Genomic DNA, 14,649 nt, shown 5'->3' with positions numbered 1-14,649 from the left:
AGCCTGGAAGCAGGAATCATTCGCATCGTTGCCGAATGTGAATGAGTGCGGATGACAGGCTCCCGCTCAGGTTACGAGGTGACAACGCTTGAATCGATTACTTGTAGTAGATTTTGAAACGACGGGGAGCCATCCGCGGCAGGGAGACAGCATCATTCAGATCGGCGCTGTGGCCATCGACGACGGCCAGATCACAGAATGCTTCTCGACTCTGATTCATCCCGGACAGGACATCCCCCCTTTTATTACCCAGCTAACGGGAATTACTAACGAGATGGTGGCCGATGCCCCGACGTTGGAAGAGGTATTTCCTCAATTCTTGCGACTATTGGATGGACGGGTCTTTGTGGCCCATAATGCAAGCTTTGATCTCCAATTTTTACAAGAAGCCCTGCTGAGTCAGGGCTATTATGCGTTTGACGGATACGTGCTCGACACGGTGGAACTGTCCCGCCTGCTGTTGCCGATGCAAAACAGCTACAGGCTCGGGGAGCTGGCGTCAGAGCTGGCCATCGAGCACGACAATCCTCACCAGGCCGACAGTGACGCGCTGGCAACGGCCCAACTTTTTTTGCACTTGCTCGATATTTTGCAGCAATTGCCGCTCGTGACCATTCAACGGCTGCAAATGCTTGTTTCGTCGTTTCGCTCGGACATCCACGTCCTTTTGCGGCAAATGGAGATGGAAAAGCTCACGGAGCTGCCCGAGCTGGGGGCTGAGTCGGCAGAAGAAAACACGCAGTTGTGGGACATTTATCGCCAGCTCGCCATAAAAAAGCGCAAGGAAAAGCTGAAAGCGAGCTTCCAGCGGCCCGAGGGCGATCTGGTCCGGGCAAAAGCATTCGGCGAGCAACTGGAAAAGCTCATGGACGAGCAGGGACAGATACAGGTGAGCATGAGCGGCTTTCAGCGGCGGGAAGCCCAGGAAGCGATGATGCACGCCGTTTTTGACGCGATGCAAGACGGTGTGCACCTGTTGGTGGAGGCAGGGACAGGTACGGGCAAGTCGTTGGCCTACTTGTTGCCAGGCATCATCTGGGCGCACCAGAATCGGGAGCAGTTGGTGGTCAGCACGAACACGATCCAGTTGCAGGAACAGTTGTTCCATAAAGAGATTGCGACCTTGCAGCAATCGCTGCCGTTTTCGTTTACGGCTTCCACGCTGAAGGGCAGGGGCAACTATTTGTGTCTGCGCAAGTTCGAGCAGGCGCTGGAGGAGCCGGTGGAAGGCAGCAGCCAGGAAATGCGGCTGGCAAAAGGGCAACTGCTCACCTGGCTGACGCAGACCGAGACGGGCGACGTGGAGGAGCTGAGCATGCCGCCGAGCGGACAGCTTTTGTGGCAGCAAGTCAAAAGCGACACCAGCTCGTGCCTGAACCGCGCCTGTCCGTGGTTTAGCCGCTGCTACTACTTCCAGGCGAAAGAACGGGCAAAGGAAGCGGATGTCCTCATCGTCAACCACGCCCTGCTCATCAGCGACCTGCAAGCAGAGAACCGGATTTTGCCGCCCTATGAAGTTGCGATTATCGACGAGGCGCATCATTTGGAAGATGCGGCGACCCAGCATTTGGGCAAGCAGTTGACGACGACCCAACTGCTGTTTTTGCTCGACCGGGCTTCCGTGGAGGACGGCGGCGCGATCGCACGCTTCGCAGCGGAGCTGGAAAGCTGGCAGCCTGCAGTCGCACAGGAGCTGTCCGCGCACCTCTCCGAATGCAAGAAGCTGTCCGCTTCCTTGCGGGAGAAGGCCCAGCAGTGGACCCAGTTTTTGTTCGCATGGGCCTCGCAGCGCGCGGAAGAGACGACGGATGCCGGCCGAGAGACAGTGCGCTACCGCGTAGCTTCCTTCACCGGAAAGCATGAGAAAATCCGCAAGGTGACGAAAAAGCTGCTCGATGGCATGACGGCATTTGCTCTCCATCTGGAGCAAATGGTACAAAGCATTCCCCAGGAAGAGAAGCCGCCGTTTTCTATCCGCAGCCTGCAGACCGATCTGCTCGGGCTGGTGAAGGAATGGCAGCAGATGATGGAGCTTTTGCATTTCTTTTTACTCGTGCAAGACGAAGAATACGTCTACTGGATGGAAGTCGAGTCGCGCGCGGCGCGCAAGCAGGTGCATCTGTCTGCGGCCTTGCTGAACGTGGCCGATTCGCTGCAGGAACCGCTGTTTTCGCAAAAGCGCAGCCTGATTATGACTTCGGCCACCTTGACTGTCAAAAACAGCTTTTCTTACGTCATGAGCCGCTTCGGTCTGGACAAATTGCCGGCCGAACGGGTGCGCACGCTGTCGCTGCCTTCTCCGTTCCGTTACGAAGAACAGGGGCTGCTCTTGATCCCGTCCGATTTTCCGGCGCCCGGCAAAGAAAACGATCAGGCGTATCTCGATGCGATTGTCCAGGGCTGTGTCGATATCGTCGTGGCGTCGAAGGGCAGAACGTTGATCCTGTTCACGTCGCACTCGATGCTGCGGCTGGTGTACCAGGCCATGAAGGAGCGGCTGGCCGAGGAGGCAGAGCCGTACACGCTGTTCGGACACGGCATCGACAGCAACAACCGCAGCAAGCTGGTGCGCCTGTTTCGGACGATGGAGAGAAGCGTGCTCCTTGGAACGAGCAGTTTTTGGGAAGGCGTGGACATCCAGGGCGAGTGGCTGAGCAGTCTGGTCATCGTACGGCTGCCGTTTACGCCGCCGAATCACCCTGTCTACCAGGGACGCGCCGAATCGCTCAAGGCCGAGGGGAAAAACGCGTTTATGTCGCTGTCGCTGCCGCAGGCTGTCATTTTGTTCAAGCAAGGGGTCGGAAGGTTGATCCGTCACCATTTGGACCGCGGCGTCGTGGTCGTGTTCGATACGCGTGTCGTCGAATCGCGCTACGGCCGTTCGTTTTTGCAATCGCTCCCGCCGTTCCAGGTCGAAACCGGCTCCTGGGCGACGCTGCGTGAGCGGATTGCGCCGTTCCTTAGTATGCAATCCTTGTCAGATTCATAAAATGAAGCAATAGTCTAGCAGGGATTTAGGTGATAAAATAAATGTTATGGAAAAAAAAGCGGGCCTGGCTGCTGCTCGTCACGTGTGTGGCTTTGCTGTGCTCGTGCTCGATCAACAACCATTTGCAGGAAGCCGTGAAGGTAGACGACCCGTTTGCTACCGAGCGCGTGGAGGAGTTTACGGGTCTTGTCATTACGTATTGGGCGCTTCCTCATGGCGAAAGCACGCTGGTGCGGATGCCGGGCGGAAAAACGATGCTGATTGATACAGGCAGCGCGGAGGATTGGAGCACGTTGTCCGCGCATCTGTCTGCCGCGAAGGTGACGCGCCTCGACTATCTCGTTTTGACGAACGATCAGCCCGAGTATGCAGGAGGATACCCTTTTTTAAGCCAGCAAATCATCATCGACTCGGTCATTTTGCCCAAGCTGATTTCGCCCTCGATCCGCCAGTTCGTCCCGCTCCACAAGGTTCCGAAGCAGAAAGAGCTGGAGGAAAATCAGGAGCTCATTCTCGATACCGACGTCACGCTGGAGGCTTTGTTGCCGAGCGAACCGCTGTTTTTGTCTCCGCAAAACAATTCGCTCGTCTTTTTGCTCAAGCACGGCCAATTGCGGTTTTTGTTTGCGAGCGGGATCAACGAAAAAGCCGAGGAACGCCTGATTGAGCGCCATCCGGACCAGCTCAAGGCGGAAGTGCTCAAGGTCGGCGACCAGGGGAGCAATCAAGGCACCTCTCAGCCGTTTCTGACGCGGGTCGACCCCCAGATTGCGGTCATCCAGACAGGCAAGGAGCGCAGCGAGGTCGGCCAGTCCGAGGTGCTGGAGCGGTTGGGCGAATCGTGGGCGGAGACGTATGTAACAGGCAGGGACGGCTCGATCGTCATTTTGTCCAATGGGAAAGATTACAGGGTATTCAAGCAAAAGAAATAGGGGGAAGACCGAACGTGGCTAAACACGAAAAGATTTCGGAAGCGGTCGTCCGCCGTTTGCCGATTTATCTGCGTTACCTCAGCTATTTGCAGCAAAACGAGGTGACCACTGTTTCCTCCCAGCAAATGGGCAAAAATTTGGATGTGAATCCAGCCCAAATCCGAAAAGACCTGGCTACCTTCGGCGATTTCGGGAAAAAAGGGATTGGCTACGACGTCAATTACCTGGTGGAAAAAATACGGCAGATTTTGAAGCTGACAGAGGAAGTTCGCGTCGCTCTGGTAGGAGCAGGCCATTTGGGGCATGCGATCAGCAACTACAACGCTTATTTAAAAGATAACATGCGGATTGCGGCCATTTTTGACAACGATCCCGGCAAGCTGGGAAAAGTAGTGGCGGGTATCCCGATCCAGCCCTTGCACGAGCTGGCGGACACGATCGCAGCAAAAGAGATCAAGTTGGCGATCATTACCGTCCCTGCGCCGGCAGCGCAATCCGTATGTGATCTGTTGATTCAAGCGGGTATCAAGGGAATCTTGAATTTTGCTCCTACGACAATTCGCGCGAAAAAAGATGTGCGCATTCACTATGCGGATGTGACATCCAATTTGCAGAGCCTGGCCTATTACTTAACGTAAGAATGGAGTGTAACCATGAAAAAAACTATCCTCATCCACGCAACAGTGATTACGGTAAACGAGCAAAATGAAGTGATCCACGACGGAGCGGTCGCTTTCGAGGGCGACAAGATCACGTATGTAGGACCGACGCCTGAGGATCTTTCCGACGCCGGCTACGATGAAGTCATCGACCAAAAAGGCGACTTCATCCTGCCAGGTCTGATTAATACGCACGGACACGCGGGCATGTCGCTTCTGCGCGGCTATGCCGACGATTTGCCGCTGCAGCAGTGGCTGGAAGAAAAAATGTGGCCGCTGGAAGCGCAATTTACCGCCGATTCCGTCAAATGGGGCACGCAACTGTCGCTGATCGAAATGATCCGCACAGGGACCACTACGTTCGTGGATATGTACGATCACATGGATGAGGTAGCCAAGGCTGTCGAGGCGTCCGGCATGCGCGCTCGCCTGTGCCGCGGCATGATCGGCCTGTGCTCCGAGGAAGAGCGACAAACCAAGCTGCGCGACGCGACTGCGTTTGCCAAAGAATGGCACAACCAGGCAGACGGCCGCATCACCGTCATGATGGCGCCGCATGCGCCGTACACGTGCTCGCCTGCGTTCATTACGCAAATTATCGAAAAAGCGGACGAGCTGTCCTTGCCGCTACACATTCATATGTCCGAAACTGCCTGGGAAGTCGGGCAAAACGAGAAAGACTACGGCCTGCGTCCAGTCGCTCACCTGGAGAAGCTTGGCATGTTCAACCGTCCTACGCTGGTTGCGCACGCCGTACATTTGACGGATGAAGAGATTGACATTTTGGCAAACTATCAAGTGAAAGTTTCCCATAACGTCGTGAGCAACCTGAAACTGGCGAGCGGGGTTGCGCCTGTGCCAAAAATGCTGGCAAAAGGCGTGAGCGTCTCGCTTGGCACAGACAGCTCGGCGAGCAACAACAACCTCAACCTGTTTGAAGAACTGAAGCTCGCGGCGATTTTGCACAAAGGTGTAAACAACGACCCGGTTGCGGTGCCAGCCGAGGAAGCGCTGCGCATGGCGACACGCTACGGCGCAGACGGCGTATTCCAGGCGGACACGCTCGGCAGCATCGAGGTAGGCAAGCAGGCTGACCTGATCGTTCTCGACAGCCATCAAGCCCATTTCCACCCGGCGCATGAGCCGATTTCCCATGTCGTCTATGCCGCAAATGGCCGCGACGTCAAAGATACGATTGTTGCGGGCAAATTTTTGATGCGCAACCACAAGCTGCTCACGATTGACGAGGAGCGGGCGATTTACGAAGCGAACCGCGTGTTCCAGCAGTTGAAACGGTAAAAGGCTCCTGTCTGGTGTGGGACAGGAGTAAGGGAGTGTAGGTGTAGGTAGGGGAATATGGGTACTACATGCCGTGCTCATTTTCGCCACAGCTCTGTCAGGGGATGATGGCGAAAATGCAGTGTGGGTGTGTGCGACAGTTGACGCAATGGAGAAGACAATCCAGCCCAGGAGACGCGGTATTCCTGTAGCAAAAACCCAAGTATGTCAGGAGATGCGTTTTGTTGCGGTGACTTCACGCGCTCACCTCCTTGCGGGTGTATAAGTAGTATGACCGCCCGGCCCCGAGCTATGATTAGCAACTTTTCCGTGTCGTTCTAAAACCTTCCCGTATAGCATAGGCTAGAGACAAAAATGGGACAGGGGGGACGGAGATGTACATCCGGCCCAAAAAGCTGTGGTGGCTTTTCCCGATCTTTCTCGGTCTGTTTGGTCTGGGGATGGCGCTCGGTTCTGCAGGTGAATGGATTCATTCGGCTGCCGGGACAGGGGGCGATCAGGTGTCGGCAGCCAAACAGGAGCCGTATTCGGTGCCGCAGTTGCTTGCGCAATTGACACAGGACGAAGAGCGGGCGTTTCTCGTTTACATGCACGACCAGGCATTGAACGGGCGCTATGTACGCGAGACGTTCAGTCTCGACGGGGAAATCGGGGGGCACAAGCTGGCCATCAGCCGTAACCACGAGCAGCCGGTTTCCGTAAGAATAGACGGACAGGTGCAGGATCACGCTGCCTTGCCCTACGCTTTGTTTACGCCGTATGAACATGCGACGCTGTTGAAAAGTGTGCTGCCATCCGTCTCGCCCCAGCCGATTGCGGATACGTCGGGCAGCGACTGGAGCGGCTATCGCCTGGCGGTGCCGCCGGAAAAGGTGACGTCGCTGCTTTCGATGTGGCTCGGGCCGTCTTTTCCGATCGCTGACATCACGCCTGAGCTGGCGCGCGGGATCAGCATCGAGTACCAGCTATGGTATGAGCCGGATACAGGCACGCTTCGCCAGTTGGAGCTGGAAATGCAAATCAGGACGGCGGCTGGCGTCAAACAGGACCAGCTTCGCTTCCGTTTGTAATGTCAACCGCATAAAGGAGTTAACGGGAACGTGCTAGTGAGAATCATTGTGGGAGCGATCATCGCGCTTTTGGTGACAGGAGCGGGATTCGCCTATCATCTGACTGCTTCCGTAGCAGGAGAGCGCAACCAGTTCGAGGCGACTGTCCGCGAGTGGGTACAGGCGCGGACGACGATCGCCGAAATCGAGTCGATCGACGAATACCGCGGGACGGAGAGTTACGCGGTCGTCATCGGCAAAAACAACGCCGGTACGCCTGTCGTCGCCTGGATGACTGCGGAAAAAGTAGCGTTTGATCGAATGGATCTCGCTGTGCCGCGCAAAAATGTCGAGGAAGCAGTAAGCAAGGCGTTTCCGCAATCAGAGATTACCCATATCGTCCCCGGACTTGAAAAGGACAAGAAATTTTGGGAAGTCACGGTAAAAGACGCAAACGGCCGCTACCACTACTTGCACTACGATTTGTTCAGTGGGGCTTTGCTCGCTTCTTACGTATTGTCGCCTACATGATCGCTTCATAAAAAGAACGGAGGACAGGTCTTTTCCGCTGAGGAAAAGGCCTGTTTGGCATGCGACCCAACATCTGTATAAAAAATTGATATACCCATGTGATATACTGGTTTTGTTGACAAGAGAGAACAACGAGAACGCGATATGGGGGGAGTAGCAGTGCAGTTGAAAAAAAGTGCGATCGGATTGTCCTTGCTGGCGACACTTGCTCTCCTGTTCGGAGGCTGGTTCTTGTATCAGAAGATAGAGATTGAGGAGCCTATCCGCGCAGAAATCGGTCAGATGCAATCCGCCACCTTGGGCCATTTCCATGTGAGCAAAGACAAAATTCAAATAGATTTGAAAGTAACCAATCCAGAGACGTTTCCGGCGGAGTACCGCAACCTCGTTGCCAAAACGGAAAAGATTGCAGGCAACAAGCAGGTCGCGATCGTAGTCGCGAACCAGTCCGAAGCGATGACAGACATTTGGAAAAGCGGCCAGTTTGTGTTCACGGAAGCGATGGACTTGCACCAATACAGCCGCATCCCTTCTCTGATCGAGGAGTGGAAACAGGCGAACAAGCTGGATGAAGCGTCTGCTTTGATGGATGATGCAAACATTTACGTTTACTTGAAAAAAGGAACGGAAGATTTCTACACGATCATTCCCCGTTCCGAGGCAAAAGAGGTGACGGCACGTGGGTAAAGAGCTGCTGATCGGCGTCGTTCCTGCGGTGTTGGTTTTTCTCGTGTTTCTAGGAGTGAACATTACGCCCTTTGTGCTGTTCGCCGCTGTGCTGGGCGCGATTTACTTCCTCGTCGTTCGCCAGCAAAGCGGACAGGGAGGCAATGTCGCGCTCGGCGGCAAACGAAAGCAGAACAAGCACGAAATTCCGAAGTCGGACGTGCAGTTTGCCGACATCGGCGGACAGGAGCGGGCCAAAAAAGAGCTGAAGGAATCGCTTGACTTTCTCGTGTACAAAGACAAGATCGAGCAGTACGGCATTCGCCCGATCAAAGGCGTGCTGTTGACCGGGCCTCCCGGTACAGGGAAAACATTGATGGCAAAAGCCGCAGCGAACTACACCAACTCGGCGTTCGTGGCGGCTTCCGGCTCCCAGTTCGTGGAGATGTACGTAGGGGTCGGGGCGCAGCGCGTGCGCGAGCTGTTTAAAGAAGCGAAGACGATGGCGGAGAAAAATGGACAGGACAGCGCGATTATTTTTATCGACGAGATTGATGTCGTCGGGGGAAAACGGGATGGTCAGCAGCAGCGGGAGTACGACCAGACCTTGAACCAGCTTTTGACCGAGATGGACGGGGTGGCGACGAGTGACAAGCCGCGCATTCTGGTCATGGCTGCGACGAACCGCAAAGACATGCTCGATGCAGCGCTGCTTCGACCAGGCCGTTTTGACCGTCACATTACCGTAGATTTGCCTGACAAGCCTGCACGCGAGCAGATTTTGACCATTCATACGGCGAACAAGCCGCTTGGACCAGATGTCGTTTTAGAAAAAGTGGCGCAAGAGACGTTCGGCTTCTCCGGTGCGCAACTGGAAAGCGTCGCGAACGAGGCAGCGATTTACGCTATGCGCGACAAAAGCGACAAGATCATGGCGAAGCATTTTGCCTACGCCGTAGACAAGGTCATGCTCGGCGAAAAAGTCGACCGCCAGGCTTCCGAGGAAGAGAAAAAGCGGGTAGCGCTGCACGAGCTGGGCCACGCGATCGTGAGCGAAGTGGTGCGCCCAGGCTCAGTCTCGCAAGTCACGCTGAGCCCGCGCGGCAAGGCGCTCGGCTACGTCCGGCAAAATCCGATGGAAGACCGCTATCTGTACACCAGAGAAGCGTTGGAAAACCAGATCATGGTCAGTCTGGCCGGAGCGGTTGCAGAAGAAATCTACTACGGCGGACGCAGTACCGGCTCCAAAAACGACTTCGAACAAGCGCTGGGCATGGCGCAGGAAATCGTTTCGAGCGGGATGTCCGACCTCGGGATCGTGCATTTGCAGTACGTCGACAAAAACCGGATTCACGACGAAGTGGAGCGGCTGCTCTCCCGTCTGCTGGAGGATACGCGCAGCCTGCTCAGACAGTATGACGCTGTTTTCCAGACAGGTCTGGGCACGCTGATGGAAACGGAAGTCCTGCAAGGCGATGAGTTTAGAGCCCTTTTGTCCCAGACGAGACAGGAAGCGGCTGTGTCGTAATCAGAGCGTGATGCGTTACCAAAAACCTGCCAGCCAACGATTGCCGTTGGTTTGGCAGGTTTTTTGGCATGCGTGGCGAGCGCGCGTGGGGAAACAAATTTCGCGGAGCGGTGCCAAAAGCCTATGGGTTGAATATGTTACACAATGATACGGGAATGACATCAGGAGGCAAGGAGACTCTATGGCGAATGTGAACCGAAAAAAAACGAGCAAAGGTCTGGGAAAAACATTTCGGCAGACGCTGCATGAAATTCCGCTGATGCAAACTTCTTCTACGGTGGAGCGCGACTGGGTGGCTGATCTGGAACTGGAGCTGGAGCTTTCGGAGAGCGAACCTGTCAACAGCGCGAAGCCAAGCGCCCACGCAGCCAAAAGTCCACTGCAACAGCCGCTGCAGAAAATGCCCAAGCAGGGGGCGTCCTCGAATCAGACGACCTTTTCGAAAATTATCAAGGAGCGCAACGACGACAGGGTACAATCGTTTGTCTACACCGACGACTTGACGGATCAGTCTGTCACCACGGAGAAAATCGCCAATCGAGCTGTCGATTCCTCCAAAATCAAACCGGGGACGATTGATACCGCGCTGCTGAAAGATTACGCCGTGGACAGTACCAAGCTTGCGGACAAGAGCGTGACCTCGAACAAAATTGCGCCCGGCGCCGTTTTGGGCGAACATCTGGGGCGCCATGTCATCACGAGCGACAATGTGCAGGACCATTCGATTAGCGGTCAAAAGCTGGTCAACAACAGCATTACTTCCGAGAAGCTCGCTGACAAGACGATTGACTCGATGAAGTTTGCCGAAGCAGCGATCCAGACCAAGCATATCCAGGAGCAGGCGATTACGACAGAGCTGCTCCAGGACCAGTCTGTCACCTCGGATAAAATCAAGATGGGCAGCATTCAGACACGGAACCTCGCCAATTACGTGATTAACTCCGTCAAGCTGGAGGACGGCGCAGTCACGACGGACAAAATTCGCGACGGGGCGGTGACCTCGACCAAGTTGGAGGAAGATGCAGTCGAGTCCCAGCATATTCGCGAAAGGGCTATTTTGCGTCATCATCTGGCGGAGAACAGCGTGGATGGCGACAATATCGCGCTCGGCTGCGTAACGGACCAGCATATCGCCTTTCACGCCATCTACAGCCAGCATCTGCAGTCGGAGGCGGTCACCAGCGACAAAATCAGCCCGTATGCCGTCCTGACTGAGCATCTCGACCATGCGAGCGTCACGTCGGAAAAAGTCGCCAAAGAATCGATTGGCAGCGTACACATTCAGGCTGGCAGCATCCAGACGAGCCACTTGCAGGATGGGCAGGTGACCGCGCGAAAAATCGGGGAGCAGCAGGTCACGACAGGAAAAATCGCTGACAGGGCCGTCACGGTCGATAAATTGGCGAACAGAAGCGTGGGCGACCAGCAGTTGATCGAAGAGAGCGTCAACACGAGGCATTTGGCAGACGGGGCCATCTGCGCGGAAAAAATAGCGCGGCGCTCGATTGAAGAACAGCATTTGACCGATCGCGTCATCGGCAGCAACCATCTGCGGGATTACGCGATTCAAACCCAGCATTTGCACGAGCACGTCGTCACTACCTCGAAGCTTGCGCCGGAGTCCGTCTCGACAGACAAGGTGACCGATCTGAGCATCACCGCCAACAAGCTCGCCGATGCTGCTGTGACTGCCCCCAAACTGGCGAAAGACGCGATCAAGGCGAGGCATCTGGGCAAGGGAGCCGTCACGGGCGAGAAGATCGCGGAAAAAGCGGTGTCGTCCCAGCATCTCGCCAATCAATCCGTGCAGAACGAGCACATCCAGCCGAAAGCGATCTCGAAGGAAAAATTGCAGGAGGGCAGCGTCACCCGCGACAAGCTGGCCGATCACGCTGTCGACGGAAGCAAGCTGGATTTGCATGCGATCACAGGCAAGCATGTAGAAAAGGGCAGCCTGAACGGCGAGCATCTCGCGAAAGGAACGCTGTCTGGCGAACATCTCGCCGCGCAATCCATCGAGGGGCAGCATCTGCAAAAGCACGCTGTCAGCGAGGAAAAGCTGGCCGATCATGCGGTCACGAAAGCGAAAATTGCGCCGCGGGCGATTGCCGAAGAGCACCTTGCCGACAAGTCGATCACGCAGGAAAAGCTCGCTTTTCAAGCCGTAGAGACTCTAGGCCGCATCGGGACGACGTTGCAGCAATTCGGCTTTGTCCCGTTCCGCATCCCGGCGCAGCGCCAGACGGCAGATGTCACCGTGCGCCTGCCGCTACCGTATGCCGATACGCACTATTGCCTGGTGGCGATGACGAATCAGGCAGGAGTGTCGGTTTCGCTGAAGTACACAAAGCGCACGTCGGCCGTACTGACGGTTTTTCGCCGTGAGACAGAGCAGGAAGACAGCGGAGTGCTGCAATGGATTGCAGTCGGGGAAAAGGGAGAGCCTGTGCACGATGAGGTTTCTGCCCTGCATCTGCACCGACACGAGGAAAACGTCCTGGAGGATGAGTGGGACGAGAGCGACGACGAAGCCGATGAAGATCACAGCGAAGAAGAAGGGGGCGAACTCGACGGCGAAGCGGCTGGCGACACAGAGGATACAGACGACGTGAACGGCTAGCTTGCAAAACCGGAGGGCAGGGGAGGTCATTGGCGAGCAAGCCAGACGATCTCCCTTGCGTTTGTTTACATAATAAAATTATGGTAATCACCGGACGGGGAGACTTTCATTGAATTTGCCGTTCCCCAATAGTATAATTGTTGGGTACACTTAGTCTGTAGTGTGGCATGGTAAATGGAGGGAATTATTCGATGTTGACGACGATTGCCCGGGTAGGGCAGCATGTTGGACAAGAAGTGCGCATTGGATGTTGGCTGTACAACAAGCGCAGCAGCGGCAAGATTCAGTTTCTGCAGCTTCGCGACGGCTCCGGCTTCATCCAGGGCGTAGTAGTAAAAGCAGAAGTAGCGGAAGACGTATGGGAAAAAGCATCCCAACTGACCCAGGAAAGCTCTTTATACATAACCGGTGTTGTTCGCGCAGATGACCGTGCTCCAAGCGGCTTCGAGCTGACGGTAACAGGCGTGGAGATCATTCAGATTGCCCAGGAATACCCGATTTCGCTCAAGGAGCACGGGGTAGACTTCCTGATGGATCACCGCCATCTGTGGCTGCGCACTCCTCGTCAACGTGCGGTCATGGCGGTTCGCTCTGAAGTGATTCGCGCTGTTTACGAGTTTTTCCATGAAAATGGATTTGTCAAAGTAGACCCGCCAATCCTGACACCGACTTCGGCAGAAGGAACAACGAACCTGTTCCACACCAAATATTTTGATGAAGATGCGTATTTGTCCCAGTCCGGCCAACTGTACATGGAAGCGGCGGCAATGGCACTGGGCCGCGTGTACTCGTTTGGACCGACCTTCCGTGCGGAAAAATCGAAAACCCGTCGTCACCTGATCGAATTTTGGATGATCGAGCCGGAGATGGCGTTCGTCGACCACGAGGAAAACTTGCGCATTCAGGAAGCTTTTGTGTCCCACGTGGTGCAATCCGTCCTGAAAAACTGCCAGCAGGAGCTGAAAACGCTGGAGCGCGATACAACCAAACTGCAAAACGTGACGGGCTCCTTCCCGCGCATCACGTACGATGATGCGATCAAGCTGTTGCAGGAAAAAGGCAGCGAGATCAAGTGGGGCGACGACTTCGGTGCGCCGGACGAGACGCTGATCGCTGACCACTTCGACAAGCCGGTGTTCATCACGCACTATCCGACCGAGATCAAGGCTTTCTACATGAAGCCTCATCCAGAGCGTCCGGAAGTGGTGCTGTGCGCGGACATGATCGCCCCGGAAGGCTACGGCGAGATCATCGGCGGCAGCCAGCGCATCGACGATCCGGAGCTGTTGGCGAAGCGCTTCGCCGAGCATGAGCTGTCCGAGGAAGCTTATCGCTGGTACATGGACCTGCGCAAATACGGTACCGTTCCTCACTCCGGCTTCGGTCTGGGCCTTGAGCGGACGATTGCCTGGATTTGCGGACTGGATCACGTGCGCGAAACGATTCCGTTCCCGCGCATGCTGTACCGTCTCTACCCGTAAGGTTTTTCGTTTTTTCCATACACCCTGTTGCGAGAGGGCAGCAGGGTGTTCCTATTGTATGGCAGCGCGTTTTACGCCCTTCCTTTGTTAATCCAACCCAGAGGTGAACATGCGTTATGGATTCCCATATATTGCAACTGTTGCAAGAAGGTGCAACATCCGTCTCCAACCTTCTTCTGAAGATGTACAAACGAATGTCCCTGGCAGACGACGAAATGATGCTGCTCATTCATCTGCTTTCTTTTCAGCAGGAGGGGAACCGTTTTCCGACCTTGACTGAGCTGGAAGAACGCATGTCCATGTCCAGCATGAGATTGATCCAATCGCTGCAAAAGCTGCTGAAGGAAGACTGGATCAGCATCGACGAGTTTATCGACCCGCATACGGGGCTGCGCCACGAGCAGTACAATTTGACCCCGTTGTACAAAAAGCTGTACCAGACCTGGCGCGAGCAGCAGGCCGATCCGCGGATGCTGGCGCCGTTCAACGAAGCCGCGGCCACGGTAGATTCCGAGCCGGTGGCGATTTACTCCCGGTTTGAGCAGGCTTTTGGTCGGCCCTTGTCTCCTTTTGAATTGGAGAGCATCCACATGTGGACAGAGCAGGACGGTTATCAGGAAGAGCTGATTTTAACGGCGTTGCGTGAAGCCGCAACCGTAGGCAAGCTTCACATTCGCTACATCGACAGAATCCTTCTGGAGTGGCAAAAACAGCAAATTACCACGGTCGAGCAGGCACGGCTGTACAGCCTGAACTTCCGCAGACAAAACCAATCCAAAGACTATCGACAACCGCTTTGATGCCAGCTATCAAGGCGGTTTTTTCTATTGTCTGTCTCCTATGTACACGTACCCATTTTCCGCGTTTGTCATAGCATATTACGTAGAAGCACGTT

Annotated in this window: 11 protein-coding genes; all 11 read left to right on the top strand. The window is 55.2% G+C overall.

The features are described from left to right. Positions 1–88 precede the first annotated feature (88 nt). The 11 genes from dinG to AC27IT_RS05700 all read left to right on the top strand — a co-directional run bounded on the left by dinG (position 89) and on the right by AC27IT_RS05700 (position 14,554). Positions 89–2,989: an ATP-dependent DNA helicase DinG gene (gene dinG, locus AC27IT_RS05750; protein ID WP_340673828.1), complete on the top strand. Its 2,901-nt coding sequence runs from the start codon at positions 89–91 to the stop codon at positions 2,987–2,989. A gap of 41 nt (positions 2,990–3,030) precedes the next feature. Continuing rightward, on the top strand, positions 3,031–3,921 hold the full coding sequence (locus tag AC27IT_RS05745) for a ComEC/Rec2 family competence protein (protein WP_005836581.1): 891 nt from the start codon (positions 3,031–3,033) through the stop codon (positions 3,919–3,921). Between the two features lie 14 nt (positions 3,922–3,935). Then, on the top strand, positions 3,936–4,559 hold the full coding sequence (locus tag AC27IT_RS05740; protein WP_005836584.1) for a redox-sensing transcriptional repressor Rex: 624 nt from the start codon (positions 3,936–3,938) through the stop codon (positions 4,557–4,559). 15 nt (positions 4,560–4,574) lie between these two features. Continuing rightward, positions 4,575–5,879, top strand: coding sequence for an amidohydrolase (locus AC27IT_RS05735; protein ID WP_005834622.1), 1,305 nt, complete (start codon positions 4,575–4,577; stop codon positions 5,877–5,879). Positions 5,880–6,253: 374 nt separating this feature from the next. Continuing rightward, positions 6,254–6,949, top strand: a complete 696-nt coding sequence (locus tag AC27IT_RS05730) for a hypothetical protein (RefSeq protein ID WP_005834620.1) — start codon at positions 6,254–6,256, stop codon at positions 6,947–6,949. A gap of 30 nt (positions 6,950–6,979) precedes the next feature. Then, a complete protein-coding gene (locus AC27IT_RS05725) occupies positions 6,980–7,459 on the top strand; it encodes a cell wall elongation regulator TseB-like domain-containing protein (protein ID WP_025843806.1) in 480 nt (159 codons plus the stop codon). Positions 7,460–7,618: 159 nt separating this feature from the next. Further along, positions 7,619–8,146, top strand: a complete 528-nt coding sequence (locus AC27IT_RS05720; RefSeq protein ID WP_007785387.1) for a hypothetical protein — start codon at positions 7,619–7,621, stop codon at positions 8,144–8,146. Further along, entirely contained in the window at positions 8,139–9,653 is a 1,515-nt protein-coding gene (locus tag AC27IT_RS05715; RefSeq protein ID WP_327944614.1) for an AAA family ATPase, read from the top strand. The genes AC27IT_RS05720 and AC27IT_RS05715 overlap by 8 nt, the downstream gene beginning before the upstream one ends. A gap of 181 nt (positions 9,654–9,834) precedes the next feature. Continuing rightward, positions 9,835–12,273, top strand: coding sequence for a WIAG-tail domain (locus AC27IT_RS05710; protein WP_327944613.1), 2,439 nt, complete (start codon positions 9,835–9,837; stop codon positions 12,271–12,273). Positions 12,274–12,464: 191 nt separating this feature from the next. Beyond that, positions 12,465–13,754, top strand: coding sequence for an asparagine--tRNA ligase (asnS, locus tag AC27IT_RS05705; RefSeq protein WP_005834608.1), 1,290 nt, complete (start codon positions 12,465–12,467; stop codon positions 13,752–13,754). A gap of 116 nt (positions 13,755–13,870) precedes the next feature. After that, positions 13,871–14,554, top strand: a complete 684-nt coding sequence (locus AC27IT_RS05700; protein WP_005834606.1) for a DnaD domain-containing protein — start codon at positions 13,871–13,873, stop codon at positions 14,552–14,554. Positions 14,555–14,649: the final 95 nt, after the last annotated feature.

Source organism: Brevibacillus sp. YAE8 (assembly GCF_057543335.1).
Note: the sequence above shows the minus strand (reverse complement) of the source record. Positions and strands in the feature narration are given on the sequence as shown.